The 24100-nt window shown below is 67.2% G+C and carries 27 protein-coding genes; 13 read left to right on the forward strand and 14 right to left on the reverse strand.

The features are described from left to right. Positions 1-159 precede the first annotated feature (159 nt). The 9 genes from EV691_RS15515 (at position 160) to EV691_RS15555 (ending at position 8737) form a co-directional block, all read left to right on the forward strand. Entirely contained in the window at positions 160-480 is a 321-nt protein-coding gene (locus EV691_RS15515; RefSeq protein WP_131298302.1) for a DUF2388 domain-containing protein, read from the forward strand. Positions 481-783: 303 nt separating this feature from the next. Next, complete coding sequence (locus EV691_RS15520; RefSeq protein WP_131298300.1) at positions 784-1095, forward strand: DUF2388 domain-containing protein; 312 nt, start codon at positions 784-786, stop codon at positions 1093-1095. Continuing rightward, entirely contained in the window at positions 1092-3086 is a 1995-nt protein-coding gene (locus EV691_RS15525) for a DUF7844 domain-containing protein (protein ID WP_131298298.1), read from the forward strand. The genes EV691_RS15520 and EV691_RS15525 overlap by 4 nt, the downstream gene beginning before the upstream one ends. 30 nt (positions 3087-3116) lie before the next feature. Further along, the gene (locus EV691_RS15530; RefSeq protein WP_131298296.1) at positions 3117-3542 is read left to right on the forward strand and encodes an OsmC family protein; all 426 of its coding nucleotides are present in this window, start codon (positions 3117-3119) and stop codon (positions 3540-3542) included. 150 nt (positions 3543-3692) lie between these two features. Beyond that, positions 3693-4673 carry an AEC family transporter gene (locus EV691_RS15535; RefSeq protein ID WP_131298294.1) on the forward strand — a complete coding sequence of 327 codons (981 nt, stop codon included), beginning with the start codon at positions 3693-3695 and terminating at the stop codon, positions 4671-4673. A 101-nt stretch (positions 4674-4774) separates the two neighbouring features. Beyond that, a complete protein-coding gene (locus EV691_RS15540) occupies positions 4775-6496 on the forward strand; it encodes a Na/Pi cotransporter family protein (protein ID WP_131298292.1) in 1722 nt (573 codons plus the stop codon). A gap of 106 nt (positions 6497-6602) precedes the next feature. After that, positions 6603-7616, forward strand: coding sequence for a DUF5924 family protein (locus EV691_RS15545; protein WP_131298312.1), 1014 nt, complete (start codon positions 6603-6605; stop codon positions 7614-7616). Between the two features lie 148 nt (positions 7617-7764). Next, the gene (locus EV691_RS15550) at positions 7765-8250 is read left to right on the forward strand and encodes an acyl-CoA thioesterase (protein ID WP_131298291.1); all 486 of its coding nucleotides are present in this window, start codon (positions 7765-7767) and stop codon (positions 8248-8250) included. 79 nt (positions 8251-8329) lie between these two features. Next, positions 8330-8737, forward strand: a complete 408-nt coding sequence (locus EV691_RS15555; protein ID WP_131298289.1) for a DUF3301 domain-containing protein — start codon at positions 8330-8332, stop codon at positions 8735-8737. 12 nt (positions 8738-8749) lie between these two features. On the opposite strand, the gene EV691_RS15560 is transcribed toward EV691_RS15555, so the two are convergent. Further along, complete coding sequence (locus EV691_RS15560) at positions 8750-9631, reverse strand: alpha/beta fold hydrolase (protein WP_131298287.1); 882 nt, start codon at positions 9629-9631, stop codon at positions 8750-8752. Positions 9632-9712: 81 nt separating this feature from the next. Further along, positions 9713-10687, reverse strand: coding sequence for a CobW family GTP-binding protein (locus tag EV691_RS15565; protein ID WP_131298285.1), 975 nt, complete (start codon positions 10685-10687; stop codon positions 9713-9715). Positions 10688-10805: 118 nt separating this feature from the next. Here EV691_RS15565 and EV691_RS15570 point away from each other — a divergent pair, with 118 nt between their 5' ends. The 3 genes from EV691_RS15570 to EV691_RS15575 all read left to right on the forward strand — a co-directional run bounded on the left by EV691_RS15570 (position 10806) and on the right by EV691_RS15575 (position 12181). After that, a complete protein-coding gene (locus EV691_RS15570) occupies positions 10806-11159 on the forward strand; it encodes an NADH:ubiquinone oxidoreductase (protein WP_131298283.1) in 354 nt (117 codons plus the stop codon). A gap of 16 nt (positions 11160-11175) precedes the next feature. After that, entirely contained in the window at positions 11176-11316 is a 141-nt protein-coding gene (locus tag EV691_RS23380) for a hypothetical protein (RefSeq protein ID WP_165496536.1), read from the forward strand. A gap of 484 nt (positions 11317-11800) precedes the next feature. Beyond that, complete coding sequence (locus tag EV691_RS15575; protein ID WP_089166754.1) at positions 11801-12181, forward strand: hypothetical protein; 381 nt, start codon at positions 11801-11803, stop codon at positions 12179-12181. A gap of 345 nt (positions 12182-12526) precedes the next feature. Here the strand turns inward: EV691_RS15575 and EV691_RS15580 are convergent, their stop codons facing one another. The 12 genes from EV691_RS15580 to EV691_RS24165 all read right to left on the reverse strand — a co-directional run bounded on the left by EV691_RS15580 (position 12527) and on the right by EV691_RS24165 (position 22476). Beyond that, positions 12527-13069: a flavodoxin gene (locus tag EV691_RS15580; protein ID WP_089166753.1), complete on the reverse strand. Its 543-nt coding sequence runs from the start codon at positions 13067-13069 to the stop codon at positions 12527-12529. Positions 13070-13313: 244 nt separating this feature from the next. Next, positions 13314-14636 carry an ATP-dependent Clp protease ATP-binding subunit ClpX gene (gene clpX, locus EV691_RS15585; RefSeq protein WP_089166752.1) on the reverse strand — a complete coding sequence of 441 codons (1323 nt, stop codon included), beginning with the start codon at positions 14634-14636 and terminating at the stop codon, positions 13314-13316. After that, positions 14629-15510, reverse strand: coding sequence for a nitrogen fixation protein NifM (gene nifM / locus EV691_RS15590; RefSeq protein WP_131298281.1), 882 nt, complete (start codon positions 15508-15510; stop codon positions 14629-14631). Before nifM ends, clpX begins: the two co-directional genes overlap by 8 nt. Further along, positions 15500-15976 (reverse strand): nitrogen fixation protein NifZ, encoded by a 477-nt coding sequence (locus EV691_RS15595; protein ID WP_039800894.1) that lies wholly within the window; start codon positions 15974-15976, stop codon positions 15500-15502. The genes nifM and EV691_RS15595 overlap by 11 nt, the downstream gene beginning before the upstream one ends. Before the next feature lie 20 nt (positions 15977-15996). Further along, positions 15997-16344, reverse strand: a complete 348-nt coding sequence (nifW, locus tag EV691_RS15600; protein WP_131298279.1) for a nitrogenase-stabilizing/protective protein NifW — start codon at positions 16342-16344, stop codon at positions 15997-15999. Then, entirely contained in the window at positions 16341-16880 is a 540-nt protein-coding gene (locus EV691_RS15605; protein ID WP_131298277.1) for a hypothetical protein, read from the reverse strand. The genes nifW and EV691_RS15605 overlap by 4 nt, the downstream gene beginning before the upstream one ends. A 28-nt stretch (positions 16881-16908) precedes the next feature. Then, positions 16909-17703 (reverse strand): serine O-acetyltransferase, encoded by a 795-nt coding sequence (gene cysE, locus EV691_RS15610; protein WP_131298275.1) that lies wholly within the window; start codon positions 17701-17703, stop codon positions 16909-16911. Next, the gene (gene nifV / locus EV691_RS15615) at positions 17700-18854 is read right to left on the reverse strand and encodes a homocitrate synthase (protein ID WP_039800879.1); all 1155 of its coding nucleotides are present in this window, start codon (positions 18852-18854) and stop codon (positions 17700-17702) included. The genes cysE and nifV overlap by 4 nt, the downstream gene beginning before the upstream one ends. Positions 18855-18930: 76 nt before the next feature. After that, positions 18931-20139: a cysteine desulfurase NifS gene (nifS, locus tag EV691_RS15620; RefSeq protein ID WP_131298273.1), complete on the reverse strand. Its 1209-nt coding sequence runs from the start codon at positions 20137-20139 to the stop codon at positions 18931-18933. A gap of 1 nt (position 20140) precedes the next feature. Beyond that, positions 20141-21082, reverse strand: coding sequence for a Fe-S cluster assembly protein NifU (gene nifU, locus EV691_RS15625; RefSeq protein WP_089166746.1), 942 nt, complete (start codon positions 21080-21082; stop codon positions 20141-20143). A 64-nt stretch (positions 21083-21146) separates the two neighbouring features. Continuing rightward, positions 21147-21470: a HesB/IscA family protein gene (locus EV691_RS15630; RefSeq protein ID WP_039800873.1), complete on the reverse strand. Its 324-nt coding sequence runs from the start codon at positions 21468-21470 to the stop codon at positions 21147-21149. A 241-nt stretch (positions 21471-21711) separates the two neighbouring features. Next, positions 21712-22476, reverse strand: coding sequence for a hypothetical protein (locus EV691_RS24165; protein WP_131298271.1), 765 nt, complete (start codon positions 22474-22476; stop codon positions 21712-21714). Positions 22477-22864: 388 nt separating this feature from the next. Between EV691_RS24165 and modC the strand changes: the two genes are divergently transcribed. Next, positions 22865-23941 carry a molybdenum ABC transporter ATP-binding protein gene (modC, locus tag EV691_RS15640; RefSeq protein ID WP_131298269.1) on the forward strand — a complete coding sequence of 359 codons (1077 nt, stop codon included), beginning with the start codon at positions 22865-22867 and terminating at the stop codon, positions 23939-23941. Positions 23942-24100: the final 159 nt, after the last annotated feature.

Genomic DNA, 24100 nt, shown 5'->3' on the forward strand with positions numbered 1-24100 from the left:
ACGTTATGAGAAGAAGGCCAGCCATTTCAAGGGAATGCTGGCCTTTGCGGCTGCTCTGCTATGGCTACGCTGATACGTCAACAGAACCTAGTCTATTTTGGCCAGCCATGACAGGGGCCGAACCTTGTCACTGTCCCCATCCAACAAGGAGTGTATTTCATGCCCCGCCTGTCCCTACTGATTGCCGCTGCCCTGCTCTCTGCAGCCACCAGTGCCTCGGCCACCAGCCTCGTTGTCACCACCGATGCTGTCGGCCGCGCCACCGTCGGCAGCAGCGATGCCACCTCCGATGCCTCTTCCTCCGACGATGACGATGACAAGCTGGTGCGGGAAGCCCGCGACGACGCCGCCAGCTTCGTCGCCTCCCAGGGCGAGATCCGCGGCGCCAGGCTGGAAGCAGCCCTGCAACATATCCGCCACCAGACGCCCCAGCTCGAAGCTAGCGACATGCAACTGGCCGAGGCCATTCTCGCGCACTGAGATTGCATCGGCAGCCGGCCACGACCGGGTACCCGGGCGTGCAAGGCGCGATCATCGATCTTGCAAGGCACTGGCTGGCCAAACTCCATCGCTGCGGCATGACCAACGAATCCGCACGGGCACAGCTCCCACCGACGTTATCCACCTGTCCCGGGGTACTGGTCCATCCGCCGGGATTCCTTTAGCCTTTCCCACCCCCATGGAGGCCGGCTGTCGCTTGAGCGGCACATGCCATCGAACCATTGGCAAGCCCCGGACCGCCGCTCCAATCAATTGTCTCTTGCCGTAACCGAGATATCCGCCATGCGTCATTCCCTGCTCGCCATCACCCTGCTGCTCAGCGCCACCACCCAGGCCCAGACCCTGAAGGCCACCAGCAACATCGTGGTGCGCGCCCTCGACCGCACCGTCGACTTCACCTCCGACACCACCACCTCGATCCGCGACATGAAGGTGGTGATCGATGCTCGCGACGATGCCGCCAGCTTCGTCGCCAGCGCTGGCGAAATCCGCGGCGCACAGCTGGAAGCCGCCCTCGGCGCAATCCGCGAGCGCCTGCCGGAAACCCGCGAAGCCAGCGACCAGGCCCTGGCCGAAGCCATCCTCGCCCGGTGAGCAAACTCGGCGTCAGGCTGCTCGGCGCAGCCCTGCTGCTGGCCAGCGCCGGCCTGCAGGCCGAACTGCGCCTCACCTTGCACACCGCGGGCCTGAACGAGGCCCAGCGTCAGGCCAGCCAGACCCTGCTCGACCAAGCCCAGGCTGCTCTGCCGCCACGCCTGCGTGAACAGCTGGATCGCACTGTGGAAGTGCGCTGGAGCGGACACCTGCCGGAAAACGGCTACGGCCGCGCCAGCCGTCCCGACCGCCTCGAACTCAATGCCCGCCTGCTGCCGGGGCTGGCCGACGGCTCGGCGGCCAACGCCCGGACCGGCCGCCCCCACGGCACGGTGCGCCGCGAACTGCTGGCCACGGTGCTGCACGAACTGACCCACCTCTACGACCGCAGCCGCGCCTGGCCGGCGGAGCACCGGCTGCTGTTGAAGCGCTGCAGCCAGCAGGCCGGCAGTCTCGGCCCGGTCGGCCTGGCGGAGCGCTGCCGCGGCCAGACCGGGCGCCGCTTCACCCTTTCCGACGACCCGCGCCTGCTGGATCTGGCCGGCTGGCAGCAGGCCGTCGGTCGCCGCGGCGAGCGCGAGCGCGACAACGGCCAGGTGGCGCGCAGCCCAGATCTCTACGAGCTGAGCAATCCTCGCGAATTCGTCGCGGTGAACTTCGAGTACTTCCTGCTCGATCCCACCTATGCCTGCCGGCGCCCCTCGCTGTACCGCTACTTCCGGGAGCACTTCGGCTGGGCGCCGGCGGCGCGTACGGAGTGCCCGCCGAGCTATCCCTACCTCAACGCCGGCCGCGACTTCGCCCGCCAGCCCCTCGGCCAGCTCGATCCAGAACGGGTCTACGAGGTCGACTACCTGTTCGCCGAGGCCAACGACAACTGGGTCAGCCGCTGGGGCCACAGCATGCTGCGCCTGGTGATCTGCGCCCCCGGCCGCCCGCGCGGACCGGCCTGTCGCCTGGATCTGGAGCATCATCTGGTGCTCTCCTACCGCGCCTTCGTCGGCGACGTGCAGCTTTCCAGCTGGGATGGCCTGACCGGCAGCTACCCCTCGCGCCTGTTCGTTCTGCCGCTGTCCCAGGTGATCGACGAATACACCAAGGTCGAGCTGCGCGGCCTGGCCTCGGTCCCGCTTCGGCTCAGCGACGAGGAGCGCCGTGCGCTGGTCGAGCGCGCCGCCGAACAGCACTGGAGCTACGACGGCGACTACTGGTTTCTGTCCAACAATTGCGCGGTGGAAACCCTCAAGCTGCTGCGCACCGGCACTGCCCACGACGAGCTGGAGAGCCTCGACAGCATCATGCCCAATGGCCTGCTCGAGCTGCTGGTCGGCCGCGGCCTGGCCGATCGCAGCCGGCTGGACGATCCGCGGGAGGCGCTGCGCCTGGGCTACCGCTTCGACTCCTTCCGCGAGCGCTATCAGACAATGTTCACGATCCTGCGCCAACGCCTGACGGTGCCCCAGAAAAGCGTCGAGGACTGGCTCACCCTGCCCGCCGACGAACGCCACCCCTGGTTCGCCCGCGCCGACCTGCGTGCCAGTGCCGCCCTGCTGCTGCTTGAACAGGCCGCCATGCATCGTCAGCTGCTGCTCGCCCAGGAGGAACTCAAGCAGCGCTACCTCAGCCACCGCGAGGGCCGCAACACCGGGCCAGACATGGCCAGGGCCGGCGACACCCTGAACAAGATCCTCGCCAGCAGCGGCTTCCTGAGCCGCCCGGCGGAGCTGCTCGACGGCGGCTATGGCCTGCCGCAGGCCGGCGAATGGCCGCGCCTCGAACAGCAGAGCGCCGCCCGCCACCAGGGTCTGCGCCAGCTCAACGACGAACTCGACCGAGAATTGCGCGCCCTGCTGCTGCCCGAGCGCCTGGCCGAACTGCAGGCCGTCGAGGCCAATCTCCGTCGACTCGGCGAGCACCTGCGTGCCCTGCACAAGGCCGCCGATGGCCTGCAATTGCCCGACGCCGAACTTGTCCGCCCGGCGCCCCTCTGATGAAGACACCCACTCAGCGGAGGACACACCATGAAAAGGACCGGATCGGCCGTCTGGCAGGGCAACCTGAAAGAAGGTAAAGGCAGCCTCAGTACCCAGAGCGGCGCGCTCAAGAAGCAACCCTACGGCTTCAACACCCGCTTCGAGGACCAGCCCGGCACCAACCCCGAGGAACTGATCGGTGCGGCCCATGCCGGCTGCTTCTCCATGGCGCTGGCCAAGATGCTGGGCGATGCAGGCCTGACCCCGGAGCGGCTGGAAACCCAGGCCGAGGTCAGTCTGGAAAAGCAGGGCGAGGGCTTCGCCATCACCGCCGTCGACCTGACCCTCAGGGCCCGGGTGCCGGGCGCCACGCCCGAGCGGTTCGATGAAATCGCCAACCAAGCGAAGGAAGGCTGCCCGGTCTCCAAGCTGCTGAATGCCCGGATCAACCTGAAGGCCACCCTGGAAGGCTGAGCCCGGGGGCGGCCTTGACCGCGCGGCTGCCTCTGCCCAGGCTATTCGCGGGCAAGTCCGCTCCCCCACAGCGCTTGTGCACATCGAGCGCTTGCCTCGCATGTCCGCCCCTGCCCAAGATGATCGATCTCGGGAAGTCTGGGGATTTTCATGCCTGCTCTGCTGTTGGCCCTCTGGCCGCTGTTCGCCCTGATCGTCGGCGGCCACCTGCTGCGCCGCCGGGACCTCCTCGGCGAAGGCTTCTGGCCCGGTGCCGAGCGACTAAACTACTTCATCCTGTTCCCCGCCCTGCTGTTCCACAGCCTGGCCGGCGCGCCGCTGGACAACCCGGCCCTGCCGCGCCTGGCGGCAGCCGCGCTGCTGGGGCTCGCCCTGGCCTGGACCGCCCTGCTGCTGGGCCGGCGGCTGCGCGGCTGGCCTGCCGCACGCTTCGGCGCCCTCGCCCAGGGCCTGCTGCGCTTCAACACCTATCTCGGCCTGGCGGCGATCGGCAGCCTGTTCGGTCCGCCGGGGCTGGCTCTGGCGGCACTGATGCTGGCATTGCTGGTGCCGGCGGTGAACCTGCTGTCGGTCTGGGCGCTGAGCGCCGAGCGCGGGGTCGGTGCCCGCACACTGCTGCTGCCGATCCTGAAGAACCCGCTGATCCTCGCCTGCCTGGCCGGCGCACTGGTCAACCTGACGGGACTGGCGCTGCCCGCCGGCAGCGAACGGCTGCTGTCCCTGCTCACCGCCGCCAGCCTGCCGCTAGGCCTGCTCTGCGTCGGCGCCGCCCTGCAGCCACGGGAACTCGCCGGGGAGCTGCCGACCCTGGCCTGGAACTGCGCCCTGCGCCTGCTGGCCATGCCGCTGCTGGCCTGGGCCGTGGCCCACCTGCTCGCCCTGCCGGCCCTGGAAAGCACCGTGCTGGTGCTGTTCTTCGCCCTGCCCACCGCCCCAACCGCCTACGTGCTGACCCGCCAGTTGGGTGGCGACGGCCACCTGATGGCCGGCCTCATCACCCTGCAGACCCTGCTGGCGGCCGCCAGCCTGCCGCTGGTGCTGACACTGCTGCCCTGGACCCGGACACAGGCCGAGCCCTCCGCCCAGCGCCCGACAGGCCCCTCCTTTCGGCGAAACAGGACACTTTTATGACAGAAATATGATATGAATCAAAAAAGCGCCCCGGGCATGTTCATTGCTACAGGTGAACAGGTTGGCGTTCCTCATTGTCCTACTGCCAGGGGGGCCTCAGCATGCTAACGCTGCTTCACCTGCTGTCTGCCATCGCCCTGCTCGTGTGGGGCACCCATATCGTCCGTACCGGCATCCTCCGCGTCTACGGCGCGCAGCTGCGCCGACTGCTCAGCCACAGCATGCGCCGGACGCCCCTGGCCTTCCTCGCCGGCATCGGCATCACCGCACTGGTGCAAAGCAGCAACGCCACGGCCCTGCTGGCCAGCGCCTTCGTCGCCGAGGGGCTGATGGCCCTGGCCCCGGCGCTGGCGGCCATGCTCGGCGCGGATGTCGGCACGGCCGTGATGGCGCGGGTGCTGACCCTCGATCTGTCCTGGCTGTCGCCGCTGCTGCTGCTGTGCGGCGTGAGCCTGTTCCTTGCGCAGAAGCAGAATCCCGCCGGCCAGCTCGGCCGGGTGGCGATCGGCCTTGGCCTGATCATGCTCGCCCTCGAGCTGATCGTCGCGGCCAGCGAGCCCATCACCCATGCCCAGGGCCTGGGGCAGCTGTTCGCCGCGCTGACCGGCGACCTCCTGCTCGCCGCCGTGATCGGCGCCCTGTTCGCCATGCTCACCTATTCCAGCCTGGCCACAGTGCTGCTCACCGCCACCCTGGCCGGTGCCGGGCTGATCGATCTGCCGCTGGCCATAGGCCTGGTGATCGGCGCCAACATCGGCAGCGGCGTGCTCGCCTACCTCAACAGCAGCCTGCTGGCCGCCGCCGGACGGCGGGTCGCCCTCGGCAACCTGCTCTACAAGCTGCTCGGCCTGCTGGTGCTGCCGCTGCTCGACCCGCTGGCGGCCTGGATGCAGCAGCTGCCGCTCAGCCTGCAGGACCAGGTGATCGGCTTCCACCTGGCCTACAACAGCCTGCGCTGCCTGCTGCTGCTGCCCAGCGTCACCCTGATGGCGCGCCTGTGCACCCGTCTGCTGCCGGAACGGGCGACGGAAAAGAGCAGCACGGCCCAGCCACGCTATCTTGATCCGGATGCGCTGCCCACGCCGACCCTGGCGCTGGCCAATGCAGTACGCGAGACCCTGCGCCTCGGCGATCTGGCCGAGCAGATGCTCGGCCATCTGCAGGACGTGCTACAGGCGCCACGGGCTGAGGCGGGCCGCGAACTCCGCCGGCTCGAGGACGATCTGGACCGCCTCTACGGGGCGGTGAAGCTGTATCTGGCCAAGCTGCCGCGGGAGGCGCTGGACGAGGCCGAAGATCGCCGCTGGGCAGAGATCATCGAGCTGGCGGTCAGCCTGCGGCAGGCCGGCTATATCCTCGCCAAGATGCAGCGCAGGGCCGAACGGCAGAGCGTCACCCGCATCGACCTGGAGGAACTGGCGGAACTGCATGCCGAACTGCTGGCCAACCTGCGTCTGGGGCTGAACGTGTTTCTCTCCGGCGATCCGCGCAGCGCGCGTCAGCTGCTGCGCCAGAAGCGCCGCTTCCGCGCCCTCGAGCGGCGCCTGGCGCACGCCCATGTCGACCGCCTGCACCGCCAGGTGCTGCACAGCCCCGTGACCGGTTCGGCCCATCTGGAGCTGCTGGAGGACATGAAGCGCCTCAACTCGCTGTTCTGCTGCAGCGCCTACGTGGTGCTGGAGGCCGAGGACCAGGCCGCCGACCGTCCGGACGAGCAGCCCGGACAGGACCGGCTGGACGGCGAGTTGCGCCGCCTGCTGCTCGACGACTCGGCGAGCGGGCCGGCGGCGAGTCGGGCCGCGGGCGGCACGGCAGCAGGCTGAGGGCGTAGCGGAACGGTCGCCAGACAGGCGACCGGACGGCAGGACCCGAGCACGCCATGCCGCTAGAATTCGCCTCCCGCGCCCCGATGATGCCGTCATGCACTCCATGCCGTCCTGGAGAATCCGTCTCCAGCCCCTGATCGCCCTAGCCAGCCGCCATCCCCGCCTGCTCGCCCTGTTCGGCTTCGTATCCGGCCTCGCCAGTTTCCTGCTGGTCGAACGCAAGGAAAGTCTGGCCAGCCTCATCGCCGTGGTGATGCTGGTGAGCTGGGCCTGGCTGCTGCTGGAAAACCTGCTGACCCGCAGCCTCAGCCGCTGGCTCGGGCTGGAGTTGCCACCGCCGCTGCTGCGCTACGCGACGCAGATGATCCACCAGGAAAGCCTGTTCTTCGTTCTGCCGTTCTTCTTCACCACCACCACCTGGAACAGTGGCCAGGCAGCCTTCACCGGCCTGCTCGGCCTGGCCGCGCTGGTGTCGATCGTCGATCCGCTGTACTACCGCTGGCTGGCGACGCGGCGCCTGGCCTTCATGGCCTTCCACTGCCTGACCCTGTTCGCCGTGCTGCTCACCACCCTGCCGCTGATCTACCAGCTGGCGACGCCGCAAAGCTATCGGCTGGCCTTGGGCAGTGCCGTGCTGCTGGCCTTCCCCAGCCTGCTCGGCGCGCTGCGCGGACAGAACTGGCGACGCAGGCTGGCCCTGTTCGGCCTGCTCGCCGCGCTGGGCGGCGCCGGCTGGTGGGCGCGCGCCTGGGTGCCACCGGCCACCCTGTGGCTGAACGCAGCGGCGGTGACCCTGGAAGTGGACAGCCGCAGCCGCGAACCCGGCGCCAGACTCAAGCGCATCGGCCTGGCCCAGCTGCAGGCGCGGGGACTCTATGCCTATACCGCAATCCATGCCCCGCGCGGGCTGAACGAACGCATCTACCACGTCTGGCGACACGCCGGCCGGGAGGTGGACCGCATTCCCCTGGAGATCCACGGCGGCCGCCAGGAGGGCTACCGGGCCTGGAGCCGCAAGCAGCGCTTCCCTGCCAACGCCCTCGGCCGCTGGGAGGTTCGCGTGCAGACCGAGGCTGGCCAGTTGATCGGCGTGCTGCGTTTTAGGGTCGTCGAATAGCCCTGCCACCGCCTGAAACGGCCGTCCCAGTCTGCCGGACTGCATCTTTCGTCGTGAGCATGGCAATTAGCTGCAGGCAAATTCGCTCAATTCGGTTATCGTTGCGGCATTACGCCCCACCCCACCCTTAGGATACTAGGAGATCCGTATGGAATATGCTAACGCGCAGCTGACGATGACCGTACTGATGACGCCGGATATGGCCAACTTCTCCGGCAACGTGCACGGCGGCACGCTGCTCAAGCTTCTCGACGAAGTCGCCTATGCCTGTGCCAGCCGCTACGCCGGCCGCTATGCGGTGACCCTCTCCGTGGACCAAGTGACCTTCCGCCAGCCGATCAAGGTCGGCGAGCTGGTGACCTTCCTCGCCTCGGTCAACTATACTGGCAGTTCATCCATGGAAATCGGCATCCGGGTCGTCACCGAGAACATCCGCGAGCGCACCGTACGCCATACCAACAGCTGCTTCTTCACCATGGTGGCCCTCGACGAAAACCGCAAGCCCACCCAGGTACCGCCGCTGCAGCCCACCACGGAACAGGAAAAACGCCGCTACGAACAGGCCAAGCGGCGCCGCGAGCTGCGTCAGGAACTGGAAGCACGCTACCGGCAGATCAAGAACAAGGCCTCTTGATCCAGACGACGAATGCACAGGCGTCGGCCGGCGGATCGACTAAGCTGGGCTCGACGTTACAGGTAAAACAACAACAATCATGCTGACTCTCGCCAACCTGTTCATTCTGTTGCTGCTGGCCGGCATCGGTGCCTGGCTGTGGCATACCCATGGCCTGCGTGAGCGGGCCTTGGCCGCGGTCAGGCAGCACTGCGCGAAGACCGACGTCGAACTGCTCGACGACAACGTCGCCCTGCGCAGTTTCGGCCTGCACCCCGACGCCCGCGGCCGCCAGCGCATGGCGCGGATCTACGACTTCGAATTCACCGTCACCGGCGAACAGCGCTACAACGGCAGTATCGTCATGTTCGGCCGCCATGTCGCGCGCATCGAACTGGGCGCCCATCCCTTTCCCGCTCCCCCCCAGCCACCTCATCAATCCGCCGAGGTGATCCAGCTCGACCAGTGGCGCCGCGAACATCCCCTGCACAGGCAACACCACCACTGAGCCCCGCGCGCCTCACCCCTCCTGCAGCAGAAAGGCAGCCACCCGTTCGGCACTCTCCTCGGGCCGCTCCTGCATGAAGCAGTGCCCGCCCGGCAGTGTACGGGCGGAGACGTGGGAACTCATGGCGCACCAGCGCGCCGTCGAGCGAGCGATGAAGGGGAAGCTGTACTGGCCGTTGAGCAGCAGGGTCGGCGTGCGCACCCCGGCCAGCGCCGACCAGAGGCGCCGCGGGCAGGAGTTGAAGATCTCGACTTCACGACTGGGCGGGCATTTTAGTTCGATGCCGCCGTCCGCCGCCTCCTTCAGGGCGTGCCGGACGTAGGCACGCAGCGCCGCATCGCTCCAGCCTCTGAAGACGCCACGCCCGTGCAGGCAGGCGTAGGCGCTGGCCCGATCCGGCCAGTGCCGGCGGCGCGTCGCCGACTGGCGTGCCAGGGTGTTGAAACGCTGCAGCCCGAAGAACTCGGCAAAACCCAGCATGCCGATCATCGCCCGGCCGAACAGCACCGGATCGAGCAGCACCGCGCGCTGAAACAGCGCCGGCTCGCCGGCCAGGATCAGACAGCTCAGCACCCCGCCGAAGCTGTGCCCGCAGGCGTGGCGCGGCACCTGGCCAAAACGCCCGAAGCCGGCCTGGAAGGCCTCCAGCGCCAGCTCGGCGGTACGGTTCCAGCCCAGGAAGCGGCCGCCGTGGTCGCTGTCGCCATGCCCCTGGACATCGCACAGCCAGAGGTCGAAGTCCGCAGCCAGCGCGCGCAGCAGCGGCTCGTAGGTCCTGCCGCAGAAACCGTTGCCATGCAGGAAGTGCAGCAGCGGCCTGCCGCTCGGCGCAGTGTGCCAGCCGCGCAGGGTGAAGCCGGCCGAAGTGGCGTGGGACCAGGGATGCAGGATCATGCGCACCCTCCATGGGCGAAGAAGGACGGCCAGTGTAGCCGCCCAGTCCGGCGCGCGGCCACGCGCCGGCGGCCAGGAGACTCAGCCGGGCAGGCGACAGGCTGCCATTCCGGCCTTGAGCACGGCCTCGTCCTGGGCCTCGGCGAAGATCAGTTCAAGCCGCGAATCCCGGCGCCACTCGCTGGACTGCCAGTGGACCGGCTCGCCGTTCAGCGTGTTGCCGGACAGCCAGCCGGCCTCGCTGTGCAGGATCAGCTTGGCGCGCCGCCAGGGCAGCCCGGCCAGCCAGCGCTGGACACGCGAGCGCTCGAAACGCTGGCTGGCATGCCAGCGCCAGCCGATGCTCCAGCCCCCGGCCAAGGTCTGGCTGGCACAGACCGGACGGTCCGGATCGAGCCAGAGCTCCGCCAGGGCCGCTGCCGCAGCCGGCAGCTCAGCAGCCGATAGCCCGGCGCCTGGCGCGGCGACCAGCCCCGGCAGCAGCGCCAGCGGCAATGCGCCCAGGCAGGTCCAGTACAGCGGATGCGGCGGCAGTCGCTCGGCCAATTGCGCACGGGCCGGCCCGTCCAGCGACTCCGCCTTGTTCAGCACCAGCAGCCCGGCCAGCGCCAGCGCCAGCGCCTCCGCCTGGCTCGGCGGCAATGCCTCGCCGGCGGCCAGCGCAGCGGCATCCAGCACCAGCACGACAGGCTGCAGCGCCAGCACCCCGGCCCAGGGCGGCGCGCCGAGCTGGCGCCACAGCGCGGCCGGATGACCGAGTCCGGAAGGCTCGATCAGCAGGCGGTCGGGCCGGGCCTTGCGCAGCAGGCGCGTCAGGCCGACCTGGAAGGGCGCACCATTGACGCAGCACAGGCAGCCGCCGGCGACTTCGGCGAAGGCGATGCCGTCCGCGCCGGTGTCCAGCAGGGCGGCATCCAGGCCGATCTGGCCGAATTCGTTGACCAGCACCGCCCAGCGCTCGGCCGCCGGCTTCTGCGCCAGCAACTGGCGGATCAGGCTGGTCTTGCCCGCGCCGAGAGGACCGGCGATCAGGTGGGTGGGAATGTTCTTCAGCATCCGTGCATGGTGGGGCTTTTTGCACGGAGCGGGAAGCCCGTCGCGGCGAAGCCGCCCGATGGCGGCGGCGGGCGAACGCGGCGTGCTAGAGTCGCGCGCCCGTACCGGAGGAATCCCCATGCGCCCGCTCCTGCTGCTCCTGTCGCTCGCCCTGTCCGGCCAGGCCCTGGCCGATGCCTGCACGGTGCACAGCCGTGGCGAGCGGGTCGAGGTGCGGATCTGCCAGGAAAACCGCAGCATTCCGGCCAAGCTGTTTCGCGAAGGCTTCTGCCAGCCGCAACTGGCCGGCCAGCAGGTCGAGGTGAGCTTCGCCGAGCACTGTCCGCAGGATAGCTTCGGCGTCTGCCGCGAGGCCCGAGTCGAGGGCACGCCCTATCGTCAGGATATCCACTACTACGGCGTCGCCAGCGATGCCCGTTACCTGAAACCCGCCTGCGAAGACCAGAGTGGCGGCCGCTGGATCACGCCCTGACGCTCGGCGCCGCACGGTGAAGACCGTACGCTCCCCCCACCGCCGTTTCGTGGTCGGCGATCAGCTCGAAATCCGCGGCAATCGCCTGCACCTCAAGGCGAGCGACAACTCCGCCACCCTGGCCGACGCCAACGCCAGCGTGCGCTCCCTGCGCTGAGGGCGGCTGCGGCCCGGAACCTCCGACCGGGCCGCGATACTGCCGGCCAGGCTGAACGCAGGAGTCCGGAGGCAACATGACAGTTCCGCGCGCCCTCCTCCCTTGCCTTGCCCGGCCCCTCGCATCCGCGCCAAGCGCTTCCGCTCCGAAAACCAGCTGCGCCACATCCTCCTGCGCGAACTTCCGCCTCGTACTTCCCATTCACGGCAACACGACGCAAAAGCCTGACCGGCCAACGCGGCCCTGCCGAAACCATCCACAGGCGCCAAAAGCACAGAATTGCGCAGTCTTTCTTGATCCAGATCACTGAATGCGTGGATTTTTGTGCGAAACCAGACAAATCCTTGTCGCCATTGCCACACTTTGTCGCTCATGGCAGCAGCCTGTTTTATTAAGTAATTGATTTTTAAAGATTAATTATCTGGCACAGTTTGTGGATATCCAAAGATCAAAGGCTGATGCAACCTTCTTCGGAGGACCCGTCATGAAAAAGCTCGGCACCCTGGCTCTGACCCTCACCCTGCTGGCTGCAGGCGGTGCGCATGCCGCCGAGGTCCTTGAGGAAACCAAGGACCAGACCTCCGGCAAGTCGGTCGGCGGCATGAGCGGCATGATGGTCGGTGCCATCGGCGGTCCGATCGGCATGCTGGTCGGCGCCGGCATCGGTGCGCTGTTCGGCGGCGAAGCCCAGGATGCCGCCGGCCTCAGCGAACGGGCCTACAAGGTCCGCACCGCCGACGGCGAGGAGAAGGTGCTGCGCTCTCCGAACAACGAACTGGTTGTCGGCGAACAGGTCGAAACTCGCGGCAACCGCCTGTATCGCGAAGCCAACACCCTGGCCGATGCCCGCGACAGCTATCGCTGAGTTCGCGTTCGCAACCCTTTAAGTCGTCGGGTCTGACCGTCCTCCCATCCGGGCAGGCCTGACGCATTTCTACCGCCTGGCCTCGCTCTCTCCGAGGGACGAGGCATCCCGGTAGGCAACGAGTCTGCCCGGCAGGCGCGACTGTACGGGTCATGCGCTCGTACGGCGCTGATGTCACGATCAACCAAGAGACGGCAAGACAAGTCGCAAGAGCAGATATCCGGCCAAAGCAGCCGGTCGCCTTGCGGCGAGACAGCACGCGCCGAACGGCGCATACAGCAGGGAAGAAAAAGGAAATAGCCGGTCAGCCGGCCATGCAGCAAAGCTGCATGGCCGGATCGGCCCTTACAGGGACAGGCCGAACTCGGGAGCGATCTGGGCCAGCCAGGCAGCGACGCGCTCGTCGGTCTTGCCGCTCTGGTTGTCCAGGTCCAGCGCCAGGCCGACGAACTTGCCGTCAACCACTGCGGTGGAGCTTTCGAACTCGTAGCCGTCGGTCGACCAGGCGCCTACGACCTTGGCACCACGCTCGGTGAAGAAGGAATGCAGTTCACCCATGGCATCGAGGTAATTCTCGGGATAGCCGACCTGGTCGCCCAGACCGAACAGAGCCACGGTCTTGCCGCTGAAATCCAGGCCTTCGATCTTCGGCAGGAATTCTTCCCAGCTCTCGCTCTCGCAGTCGGTGGACAGACCGGGGAGTTCGCCATCGCCGAGGGTCGGGGTACCCAGGATCAGGAACTGGTACTGGGCGAAGTCTTCCGCGGAAACACGGTTGACGTTCACTGCATCGGACATGGTTTCGTCGTCGAAACGCTTCTTGATCGACTTGGCGACCTTGCGGGTTTTACCGGTGTTGCTACCGAAGAAGAGTCCAATCTTGGCCATAACTTAACCTCTGGCTGCGTGCATGAGATTCGTGGTCGGGGGCGCCAGTCTCCGGGCTTGCAGACCTGGCTGGCCGGTGATTGGTAGCAAGAAGCAGACCACTCACCGAAACCCGAACACATTTACCAACTTATTGATTTACAAGCATTTTTTCTGACTGCAAAAAAACCTGTCGCAAATGCGACGCTAAGAGGGCGGCAGGCAGGCAGGCCTTGTCGTTTTTACAACAGCTCTTTACAACACCTCAAAGATCGGCCGACAACACGGATTTTTCCTCCACCGCCACGGGCGAACCGGGCTGGACCCGCTCGCTGCCGTCCTCGGCCTGCCGGGTCAGGACCTGCAGCGAACTGCTGCCATCCTCGCGCTCGACCAGATCCAGGGTGCAGACCCGCAGCAGCGGCTGCGAGGGCATGTTGAACATGGTCTGCTGCAGGGACGCCTCCAGCACCGCACGCAGGCCGCGGGCACCGGTCTTGCGGGCCAGCGCCTGGTCGGCGATGTGGCTGAGGGCCGCATCGGTGATCACCAGCTCGACGCCCTGATAGGCGAACAGCTGCTTGTACTGCCTGACCAGTGCGTTGCGCGGTTCGGTGAGGATGCGCAGCAGGGTGGCGTGGTCGAGTTCCTGGAGGAAGGTGATGATCGGGAAGCGGCCGATGAACTCGGGAATCAGGCCGAACTCGTGCAGGTCATCCGGCAGCAGCGAGGCCATCAGCTCGTTGATCGATGGGGCTTCCCGGCGCGGCTGGGCATGGAAGCCGATGCCGGTGTTCTTCGGCTGGATGCGGCTGGAGACCAGCGCTTCCAGGCCGGGGAAGGCGCCGCCGGCGATGAACAGGATGTTGCGGGTATCCACCACCTGCTCTTCGCTGTGCTCGTTGCGCCGCCCAGACTTGCTGATGCGCACCTCGGCGCCTTCGACCATCTTCAGCAGGGCCTGCTGCACGCCTTCGCCGGAGATGTCGCGCACCGCCGTGCCGCCACCGCTGCGCTTGGCCAGCTTGTCCACCTCGTCGAGGTAGACGATGCCCCACTGCGCCTGCTGCACGTCGCCACCGGCCGCATCGAGCAGGCGGGTGATGATGCTGTCGACGTCATCGCCGACATAGCCGGCCTGGGTCAGGGTGGTAGCGTCGGCCATCGCGAAGGGAACCCCGAGGATGCGCGCCAGGGTGCGCACCAGCAGGGTCTTGCCGGTACCCGAGGGGCCGGCCATGAGGATGTTGGACTTCTCCAGCTCGACTTCTTCGCCGAGCTGGCAGACCGGCTCGCGGTCGCAGTTGAGCAGCCGCAGGTAATGGTTGTAGACCGCGACCGCCAGGGTTTCCTTGGCCGCTTCCTGGCCGATCACCGATTCGTCCAGGTGCTTCTTGTATTCCGCGGGGGTGCGCAACTGCGGCGCCAGCTGCTGGTTCTTGCGCCGCTGTCCCCAGCTGCTGACCACCTGATGGGCCAGCTTGACGCAGGCTTCGCAGATCCGCCCGTCATTGCCGGCGATCAGCGGGACGGTCGGGCTCTTTTCCGCACCGCAGAACGAGCAGCAGGGTTTGTCCGTTTTATCCATGGGCGAGGTTCTCCAAAGTGGCGTTTTGTTGGAGCAGGCTTTCCAGCCATTTGCGCTGATACGCCTTGCGCTGCCGGAGCTGAAGCCTGTCGCGCAGACGCGGCAGGATTTCCTCGAGGGTGAGCTGTCGGGCGGGGCTCACGCTTTCGCAGAACAGCACGTGAAAACCGATCGGCGACTCCAGCACGGGACTCAGTTCCCCCTGTGCCATCTGGAACAGGCAGGCGTCCAGTTCAGGATAGAGCGTCCCCGGAACCACCTCGCCAAGCAACCCGCCCTGCATCGCGGTGGGGCATTCGGAATGCTTCGTCGCCTGTTCCGCGAAGCGCTCCGGCTTGCCGCGCAGCCGCTTGAGGATCGCCTCGATGCGCGTCCGGGCGGCCTCGCGGGTGTTTTCCGGGAAGTCCTCGTTGATGGTGACCAGGATGTGCCGGGCCTTGTGCCGGGCAGGCACCTTGAACTGCTCGGCATGGTTGAAGTAGTAGAGGCTCACGTCGGTATCGCTGATCTCCGGCAGGCCGGCGCAGATGCAGTCGAGCACAGCCTGGACCTTGAGCTCCCGGGCCAGCATGGCGCGCATGCCGACGGCCTCCAGGCCCTGAGCGTCGAGGGCCTGCTGCAGTGCCTCGGCCGACTCGTAGCGATTGGCGATCTGCGTCCAGGCCTCTTCGACCTGGGACGCCGGAATCACCACGCCGGCCGCATCCGGGCAACGCAGCACGGCATCCTCGATGTGCTTCTGCCGGCCGATGATGCGCTCGGCCTGCTGGAGCTGCTCCTCGCTGAGCTCACCGGGCGCGCAGCCGAACCGCTCGTGGGCGATCTTCAGCAGGTAGTAACGGCTGTCGCCGTCGCCGGGATGCTCAAAGCTCATCGAGCACCTCCATCGCCGCCTCGGTCTCGGCCATCACCAGACTCTGCTCGGGCACCTGCAGCACCAGCCCGTCGCCGAAATGCACGTGGTACTGGATACCAAGCTCGGACTCATCGCGCAGCACCTTCATGATGCTGCCGAGCTGGCCCCGCGTCACCAGCACCTGGCCGCGCACGGCGAGGCTGCGGGTGGCGATCACGTTGTCGCGGAACTCGAACAGGTTGGGAATCCAGGGGGCCGAGGCGAGGATCAGCTCCTCCTCACGGCAACCGACGGTGCGCCCCTCGTTGAGAAAATGCACGCGATAGATCAGCTGGTCCTGCAGGTAGGTGCCGACGTCGTACACGCAGCCCACCGCACCGCGGCGAATGAGCAGAGCGCCGGTATCCATGCCCGGATAGGTGCCGTCGTTACGCACGTTGCGGATCAGGCGTACCTCATCACCATATTCAAACTGCGGCAGCATGGCGCCTCCCCCTTCTGTTCTCAGCTCAACAGCTGGTCGATGGAAACGAAGGTCTTCTGCGGCTCGTGCATGCGGAAGACCTTGAACACCTTCTCGGTCAGGGCATCGGATTCGACGAAGTCCAGGTAGGCGCGCGCCAGCAGCTGCTGGAACACCGCATAGCGGGCCTGCTCGTCATGCTCGTCCAGATCGCCGGCCTTGGTCAGGTAGTCGTGATAGCGCTGCATGATGTGCAGGCGGTTGACATGCACGACGTCCTGATCGAAGGGCACGCCGAAAAACTCCAGGAAGTCTTCGGCCGAGACCAGCTCGTCCATGGCCTCGTCCAGGGTCAGGTCGGAATCCGGGGAAAAGGGTTGCACGGTCATGGTCGTATCTCCGCGTTGGCCGCAGTGGGGAAAATCAGGATTTCAGCGCTGTGCTCGGCCAGCACGTCCAACAGCAGCCTGGCACCCAGGCGGTTGTCCGTGTCCAGCTCGACGACCTTGACGAGCATGGCCTTGCCCTGCTCGAACCGGCCCAGACGCAGGCTCAGATAGCCGGCGCCCTTGAGCGCCAGCAGGTAGAAACGCAGGAGACCGATGCCCCGCTCGGCCGCCACGGCAAGGTGGTCGGCATCGATCTCGCTCCAGCTCGCGGGCAGCAGCAGCCGGGGGCCGACCACCTCCAGCGCCCGCCGGGCGATCTGCAGGGCATCCCCATAGCGGTGCTGGTAATAATAGAAGCGGTACAGGCCGACCAGCACCGTCAGGTCGTCCGGGGCGAGGGCCTGCGCCTCGAGCAGCGGCTGCTCGGCGGTGCCCTCGGCGTACTGCTCGGCGGCCGCGGCCAGACGGGCCGCCACCTCCGGGGCGAGCAGCTCGTCGAAATACAGATGGGCGCTGTCGAAATCCTGCAGATCCATACTCAATCGCTCCCCTCGGCCCTGCCGCTCACTCGATCACCGGCGTGGGCGCGGCCCGCCGGCGGCCGGCCGGCTGGACCAGGGCGCCGGCACCGCCGGCGCAATCGCTCTCGCAGATGCTGTTGTCGGGATTGCAGCCCTCGTAGAACTGCTGCTGGCTGCCGGCGGCGACCAGCCCGCCCGCCTCGACCCTCTTCTCCAGCGAGTCGATGCGCTCCAGCAGGCAGGCGATCGCCTTGCCGACCGGGTCGGGAATCAGATGGTGATCGAGGTCGATGCCGTAGGGATTGAGCTGGCCGGCCTCGCGCAGCTTGACCACCTTGCCGGGAATGCCAACCACCGTGCAGCCCTCGGGCACATCCTGGACCACCACCGAGTTGGCGCCGACCCGGGCATTGGCGCCGATGGTGATCGGGCCGAGGATCTTCGCCCCGGCACCAACCAGCACACCGTCGCCCAGGGTCGGATGACGCTTGCCCTTGCGCCAGCTGGTGCCGCCCAGGGTGACGCCGTGGTAGAGAGTCACGTCCCGACCGATCTCGGCGGTCTCGCCGATCACCACGCAGGCGCCGTGGTCGATGAAGAAGCGCGCACCGATGACGGCCCCGGGATGGATGTCGACGTTGCTCACCAGGCGCGCGACGAACGACAGCAGCCGGGCGAGGTAACGCCATTCGGCGCGCCACAGACGATGGGCGAGCCGGTAGAGCATGATCGCGTGCACGCCTGGATAGGTGGTCAGCACCTCGAAGGTGGTGCGTGCCGCCGGATCGCGCTCGAACACGCAGCGGATGTCTTCACGCCATTGCGCAAGCAGGCTCATGCCATTCCTCCTGCCGCCAGTTCGGCAGTCCCCTGCTCGCACAGCTGGCGATAGAAGTCCTCCAGCTCGGCAGCCTGCGGGCTGCGCTTGGTGCGGGTGGAGAAGGCGCGGATGCGGCCGAGCAATGCCTGGCTCTGCCAGTCGGCCAGCTCGATGCCCAGCTCGCGGTAGCTGTTGCGCACCATGTGCGCGCCGGAATGCTTGCCCAGCACCAGGCTGTGACTACGGCCAAGCTCGTCGGGATTCAGTCCCTCGTAGTTGCGCCGGTGCTTGAGCAGCCCGTCGACGTGGATGCCGGCCTCGTGGGTGAACACCCCGGCACCGACCACGCTCTTCTGCCAGGCCACCTGACGCCCCGAGGCCCGCTCGACCAGCGCCGAGATGGCCGGGATGCCGCGGGTGTCGATGCCGGTGTCGATGCCGTGGAGGTTCTTGAGCGCCAGCACGCACTCTTCCAGCGCGGCGTTGCCGGCACGCTCGCCGAGCCCGTTGACCGTGGTGTTGATATGGGTCGCCCCGCCCATCACCGCCGCCAGGGTGTTGGCGGTGGCCAGCCCGAAATCATCGTGGGCGTGCACCTCCAGCTCCACATCCAGGCGCTGGCGGAGGAAACGGAAGCGGTCGAGCATGCCGAACGGCTCCATCACCCCGACGGTATCGGCGAAGCGCAGGCGGCGGGCGCCGGCGGCCTGCGCCACCGCCCCCACCCGCACGATGAAGTCCTGATCCGCCCGCGAGGCGTCCTCGCAGCCCAGGCACACCTCGAGCCCGGCCATGCGCGCCTCGCTGACCAGCCGGGCGACCTCGCCCAATGCCCAGTCGCGATCACGATTGAGCTTGTGGCGCAGCATCAGGTCGGAGATCGGCAGCGACAGGTCGACCATGGTCACCCCGGTGGAGCGCGCGGCCGAGAGGTCGAAGTCGCACAGCCGGCACCAGGCCAGCAGGCGCGACGACAGGCCGAGGCCGGCAATGGCGCGCATCACCTCGCGCTCCTCCTCGCCCATGCTGGGAATGCCGATCTCCAGCTCCGGCACGCCCAGCTCGGCGAGCGCGCGCGCGATGGCGATCTTCTCGTCGGCATTGAAGGCGACCCCGGCACTCTGTTCGCCGTCACGCAGGGTGGTGTCGTCGATGATCACGCTAGCCATGGCTTTCTCCAACAACTCGGGCGGGGCTCCCCGCGGGGGCGGTTTCCTGCGGGATGCGCTCCCGCAGGGCGGCGGCTCAGCCGTAGACCGGCGCGAAGGCCTTGCCCGGATCTTCCACCGGACCGTTGCCGCTCCAGTAGGGCGACAGCTTGCGCAGCTGGGCCACGATCGGCGGCACTTCGCGGATCACCCGGTCGATCTCCTCCTCGGTGGTGTAGCGCGACAGGGAGAAACGCACGGTGCCGTGGGCGGCGGTGTAGGGAATGTCCATGGCGCGCATCACGTGGGAGGGCTCCAGGGAGCCGGAGGTGCAGGCCGAGCCGCTGGAGGCGGCGATGCCGACCTTGTTCAGCAGCAGCAGGATGGCCTCGCCCTCGATGTACTCGAACGCGATGTTGGCGGTGTTGGGCAGGCGGTTGTCCGGGTCGCCGGTGACGAAGGCGTGGGGCACGACGGCGAGGATGCCGGCCTCCAGCTTGTCGCGCAGGCGCTTGACCTCGGTGTTCTCGTGCTCCATGAAGGCCAGCGCGCGCTCGGCGGCCACGCCCATGGCGATGATCGAGGCGGCGTTCTCGGTGCCGGCCCGGCGGCCGCGCTCCTGGTGGCCGCCGCGCAGCAGCGGACGGAAGCGGGTGCCGCGGCGCAGGTAGAGCACGCCGACGCCCTTGGGCGCATGCAGCTTGTGGCCCGACAGCGAGAGCATGTGGATCGACGAGTTCTTCAGGTCGATCGGCACCTTGCCGACGGCCTGCACGGCGTCGGTGTGGAACATGATGCCGGCCTCGTCGGCCATGCGTGCCATTTCCTCGACCGGGAACAGGGTGCCGGTCTCGTTGTTGGCCCACATCACCGACACCACGGCGACGTCGTCGCTCAGCAGGCTGGCGTAGTGGTCCAGATCCAGGCGGCCCTTCTTGTCCACCGGCAGCTTGTGTACGGTGTAGCCCTCGCTGGCGAGGTAGTCGCACAGGCTCAGCACTGCCGGGTGCTCGACCACGGTGGTGATCACAGTCTTGCGCTCGGGCTGGGCCTTGAGCGCCGAAAGGATCGCGGTGGAGTCCGACTCGGTGCCGCAGGAGGTGAAGATGATTTCCGAATCATGCTCGGCGCCGAGCAGCGCCTGCACGCTCTGCCGCGCCTTCTTCAGCGCCAGGCCGACCTGGTTGCCGAAGCTGTGCAGCGACGAGGGGTTGCCGAACTGCTCGGTGAAGAACGGCAGCATGGCCTGGACGACTTCCTCGTCCACCCGAGTGGTGGCGTTGTTGTCGAGATAGACGTCAGCCATGTCAGACCTCCATCTGCGCGTGGGCCGCGGCGCTGACCGGGATCACCTTGACGAATTCGCCGAGCTCCTCGATCAGGCGCTGCTGGATGCCGCCGAGGGTCATGGAGGCCATCTGGCAGCCGGTGCAGGCGCCGGTGAGCTTGACGTAGATGTTCTTGCCGTCGACATCGATCAGCTCGACATCACCCTTGTCGCGCTGCAGGGTCGGACGAATCGCCGCCAGCACGGTTTCGATGCGGCGGATGCGCTGCAGGTTGCTCAGCTTCGGCGGTGCCGGCGGAGCCTCCTCGGCCACCGGAGCGGGAGCCGGCTCGGGGGCGAGCACCTTGACCTTCTTCTTGGCCTTGGTCGGCGCAGCGACGAAGACCTCGCCACGGGCGGCCAGCTCCTCGCTCAGCACGCGCTCGATGCCCTCATGACAGGCCGAGCAGCCGCCGCCGGCCTTGGTGTAGTTGGTCACGTCCTCGACGGTGGACAGCTTGTTGGCGCGAATGGTGTCGCGGACCATCACCTCGTCGATGGCGAAGCACTTGCAGATCAGGGCGCCTTCCTCGTGGTCGTCCTCGAGCTCTTCGCCACGGTAGTTGGCCACGGCGGCCTGCAGGGCTTCGCGGCCCATCACCGAGCAGTGCATCTTCTCCGGCGGCAGGCCGTCGAGGAAGTCGGCGATGTCCTGGTTGCTGATCTTCAGCGCATCGTCCAGGGTCAGCCCCTTGACCATCTCGGTCAGTGCCGAGGAGGAGGCGATGGCGGAGCCACAGCCGAAGGTCTGGAAGCCGGCATCCAGGATCACGTCGGTTTCCGGATCCACCTTCAGGGTCAGACGCAGCGCGTCACCGCAGCTCAGCGATCCGACGTCGCCGATGGCGTTGGCGCCTTCCACGGCTCCGGCATTCTTGGGGTTGTAAAAATGCTCTTTGACTTTTTCCGAATAATCCCACATGTCGGCTTCATCTCCCGGTGAGTCTTTGGGGGCCGGCCCAGCCGGCGACCTCAGGGTTGCCTAATCAGCAAGCAAAAGACTTGCCACAACCACAGCTGTTGCTGGCATTCGGATTGACGAAGGTGAAACCGCTACCTTCCATGCTTTCCACAAAGTCCATGGTCACGCCATTGAGCAGAGGGGCACTGGCGTCGTCGACCAGCAGGGTGATGCCGTCGCAGTCGATCAGCTGATCGCCTTCGGCACCGGCCTCCTCCAGCTTCAGGCTGTACTTCAGACCGGAGCAGCCACCACCCTCGACCCGGATACGCAAACCGGCGACCGGCTTGCCAGTGCTGCTGATGAAGCGGGTAACCGCGCTCTTGGCGCTCTCTGTCAGGGTAATCATCGGCTTGTCTCCTCAAAACTTGGCGGTTGCATGCTCAACCTGTCGCAGTTCATCGCTGCAACCGGCATGCCACGCCGCACTTATAAAATTTTTACTTATAAATCAATAGCTTAACTTTATGCCCAATAGCCTTTGGCTGTAGCGAACAATACCTGTGGCAATGAATGTCTGATTTCCGACAAGGCTTGTCGGTCTGTCCCGCCGCGGCCCGCCCGACAGCCCGCGGCGCTCCCCGGAGCGCTCAGTCGCCGGCCAGGGCCGCCTCGCTGAAATAGGGGTTGCGATGCAGCTGCGCCGCCCCATAACGGACCACCAGGCAACCGTTGCGCTCCACCCGCTCGGCCGCACCGAGCAGGCCCTGCTGGCGGATCAGCACGTCGCCCTTGCGCAGCGCCAGGAGGCGCATGGCCTGGCCGCCCGGCGGCTCCTGGGCGCGCGCCCGCTGCAAACGCACCTCGAGCTGGCGCCAGCACTCCAGACTCGCACCCTCCTCGTGCATCCGCTGCAACTGGCTGGCCAGCGCCGGATTGCCGGCGAGCAGCCGGCGCAGCGAGCGGCGGCTGTCCAGGTGGCTGCCCGGCTGAACCTTGAGCCCGGCCTCGAGGGGAATCGGCCGCAGGGCGATCAGTACACTCAGATGAGGCGCACTGCCCGCCCAGGCATTGCAGGCGAGCAGCCCCGGCGTACCACCGTCCAGGGCATCGATGCCGAGCAGGTAGCTTCTCTCGCCGGCCAGCATGTTCAGCGGCGCGAGCAGCCGCTCGTGCAGCACCAGACCGAGAATGCCGGCTGCCTGCAGATGAAAGGCGCCGCGCTGGGGCTGCGCCTGCGGATGGACCTGGCGCTGCCCGCGGGCCGGCTCGCAGCGCAGGCGGTAGGCGGCCACCGCGGCGGCGTGACGGTCGACCAGGCTTTCGGGGAGACAGCCGCGCAGCAGGACGAAGCCGTCGCGGGCGAAGGCGAAGCTGTCGATCGGCGGTGCGATGGCGGAGCGTGCTTCCAGCATGATCCTGGACCTCCTGCGGCAATGGCATGACGGCTCGACACCGGACAGGCCGGACACGGACCGCATGCGTTATATATTTTTATATATCGATAACAACTGACAAACCTGAGTGCAAGGACTTTGCCAATACGTTAAATTACGGAAATTCAGCGGGTTGCGCTGTCTCCCGGCGTGTCTGGTTATACACAAAACTACACATATAAACCGGCCTTGTGCCCTAGCCGACAAGCCCTCCGGGAAACCCGCGCCAGCAGGATTGCGAGGGGCGGCCGGCGCCTCCCCGGTATGCCCGGACGCGCCAGCGGCGCTCCGCCCGGCCCCTTCGCGCCCCTCTGCGAGCAGCCTGCTTCCCTTACCTTTTCCGCCCCCTGGGCACGGGAGACTTCAGATGCCAGAACAGGGCCTAGACGCGCAGCTGCGCCTGCAGCAGGGCACCTTCCAGCTCGACGCCCGCCTGCAACTGCCGAGTGACGGCATCAGCGTGCTGCTCGGCCGCTCCGGCAGCGGCAAGAGCATCCTGCTGCGCGCCATCGCCGGACTGGAACGGGCCGAAGGCTTCCTGCGCGTCGGCGGACAGCTCTGGCAGGAAGGCGCCCATTTCCGCCCCAGCCACCTGCGCCCGCTGGGCTACGTCAGCCAGAGCGGCGAGCTGCTCCCGCACCTGGACGTGCGGGCCAACCTCGAGTTCGGCTACCGGCGCGTACCCCGCGCCCGGCGCCGCCTCGGCCTCGACGAGGTGGTCGCCCTGTTCGGCCTGGAGACGCTGCTCGGCCAGCATGCCGCGCAGCTTCCCAACAGCCAGCGCCAGCGCGTCGCCATCGCCCGCGCGCTGCTGACCAGCCCCGACCTGCTGCTGCTCGACGCGCCGCTGGCCGGCCTGGATCGCCACAGCCGGGCGGAAATCCTCCCGCTCCTCGAACAGCTGCGCGAGCGGCTGCAGATCCCGCTGCTCTACGTCACCGACCGGCAGGACGAAGTCACCCGCCTGGCCGACCACCTGGTGCTGCTGGACAAGGGACAGACGCTCGCCAGCGGTCCGCCGGAGCGGCTGCTGAGCGATCCGCGCCTGCCGCTCGGCCACCCCGACGAAACCGCAGTGGTGCTCATCGGCCAGGTGGAAAGCCATGACCCCCATTACCAGCTGAGCAGCATCCGGGTGCCCGGCGGCACCCTCCGCGTCGCTCTCAGCCGTCTGCCGCCGGGCGCGGAGACGCGGGTGCGCATCTTCGCCCGGGACGTGAGCCTCTCCCTCGAGCCGCCGCACAACAGCAGCATTCTCAACACCCTTGAGACACGCATCATCGACCTGTTCCACGAGCACGACTCGGCGCGGGTCATGGTGCGCCTGGACCTGGGCAGCGCCTGCATCCTCGCGCGGATCACCCGCCTGTCGGCCGACCGGCTGGAGCTGGCGCCGGAGCGGCGGGTGTATGCGCAGATCAAGTCGGTGGCGCTGATGGAGTGAGCAAAAATCTGTCGCAATTGCGCCAAGGCGCCTTGGCGATTGTCGCCAACACGACAACCACCCCATAGCAAATCATTGATTCACAAGGATTATTTATTGCAGGCACTGTGGTTGCATAAGGCCAACACCCCCGGATCCGACGACCCGGGATTTCTGCAA

Origin of the sequence: Azotobacter chroococcum (genome assembly GCF_004339665.1) — a bacterium.
Classification (GTDB): Bacteria; Pseudomonadota; Gammaproteobacteria; order Pseudomonadales; family Pseudomonadaceae; genus Azotobacter; species Azotobacter chroococcum.

Coding starts and splice junctions, on each gene's coding strand:
- EV691_RS15515 (WP_131298302.1), top strand. CDS start 160: ATGCCCCGCCTGTCCCTACTGATTGCCGCTGCCCTGCTCTCTGCAGCC.
- EV691_RS15520 (WP_131298300.1), top strand. CDS start 784: ATGCGTCATTCCCTGCTCGCCATCACCCTGCTGCTCAGCGCCACCACC.
- EV691_RS15530 (WP_131298296.1), top strand. CDS start 3,117: ATGAAAAGGACCGGATCGGCCGTCTGGCAGGGCAACCTGAAAGAAGGT.
- EV691_RS15535 (WP_131298294.1), top strand. CDS start 3,693: ATGCCTGCTCTGCTGTTGGCCCTCTGGCCGCTGTTCGCCCTGATCGTC.
- EV691_RS15540 (WP_131298292.1), top strand. CDS start 4,775: ATGCTAACGCTGCTTCACCTGCTGTCTGCCATCGCCCTGCTCGTGTGG.
- EV691_RS15545 (WP_131298312.1), top strand. CDS start 6,603: ATGCCGTCCTGGAGAATCCGTCTCCAGCCCCTGATCGCCCTAGCCAGC.
- EV691_RS15550 (WP_131298291.1), top strand. CDS start 7,765: ATGGAATATGCTAACGCGCAGCTGACGATGACCGTACTGATGACGCCG.
- EV691_RS15555 (WP_131298289.1), top strand. CDS start 8,330: ATGCTGACTCTCGCCAACCTGTTCATTCTGTTGCTGCTGGCCGGCATC.
- EV691_RS15560 (WP_131298287.1), bottom strand. CDS start 9,631: ATGATCCTGCATCCCTGGTCCCACGCCACTTCGGCCGGCTTCACCCTG.
- EV691_RS15565 (WP_131298285.1), bottom strand. CDS start 10,687: ATGCTGAAGAACATTCCCACCCACCTGATCGCCGGTCCTCTCGGCGCG.
- EV691_RS15570 (WP_131298283.1), top strand. CDS start 10,806: ATGCGCCCGCTCCTGCTGCTCCTGTCGCTCGCCCTGTCCGGCCAGGCC.
- EV691_RS15575 (WP_089166754.1), top strand. CDS start 11,801: ATGAAAAAGCTCGGCACCCTGGCTCTGACCCTCACCCTGCTGGCTGCA.
- EV691_RS15580 (WP_089166753.1), bottom strand. CDS start 13,069: ATGGCCAAGATTGGACTCTTCTTCGGTAGCAACACCGGTAAAACCCGC.
- clpX (WP_089166752.1), bottom strand. CDS start 14,636: ATGGATAAAACGGACAAACCCTGCTGCTCGTTCTGCGGTGCGGAAAAG.
- nifM (WP_131298281.1), bottom strand. CDS start 15,510: ATGAGCTTTGAGCATCCCGGCGACGGCGACAGCCGTTACTACCTGCTG.
- EV691_RS15595 (WP_039800894.1), bottom strand. CDS start 15,976: ATGCTGCCGCAGTTTGAATATGGTGATGAGGTACGCCTGATCCGCAAC.
- nifW (WP_131298279.1), bottom strand. CDS start 16,344: ATGACCGTGCAACCCTTTTCCCCGGATTCCGACCTGACCCTGGACGAG.
- EV691_RS15605 (WP_131298277.1), bottom strand. CDS start 16,880: ATGGATCTGCAGGATTTCGACAGCGCCCATCTGTATTTCGACGAGCTG.
- cysE (WP_131298275.1), bottom strand. CDS start 17,703: ATGAGCCTGCTTGCGCAATGGCGTGAAGACATCCGCTGCGTGTTCGAG.
- nifV (WP_039800879.1), bottom strand. CDS start 18,854: ATGGCTAGCGTGATCATCGACGACACCACCCTGCGTGACGGCGAACAG.
- nifS (WP_131298273.1), bottom strand. CDS start 20,139: ATGGCTGACGTCTATCTCGACAACAACGCCACCACTCGGGTGGACGAG.
- nifU (WP_089166746.1), bottom strand. CDS start 21,082: ATGTGGGATTATTCGGAAAAAGTCAAAGAGCATTTTTACAACCCCAAG.
- EV691_RS15630 (WP_039800873.1), bottom strand. CDS start 21,470: ATGATTACCCTGACAGAGAGCGCCAAGAGCGCGGTTACCCGCTTCATC.
- EV691_RS24165 (WP_131298271.1), bottom strand. CDS start 22,476: ATGCTGGAAGCACGCTCCGCCATCGCACCGCCGATCGACAGCTTCGCC.
- modC (WP_131298269.1), top strand. CDS start 22,865: ATGCCAGAACAGGGCCTAGACGCGCAGCTGCGCCTGCAGCAGGGCACC.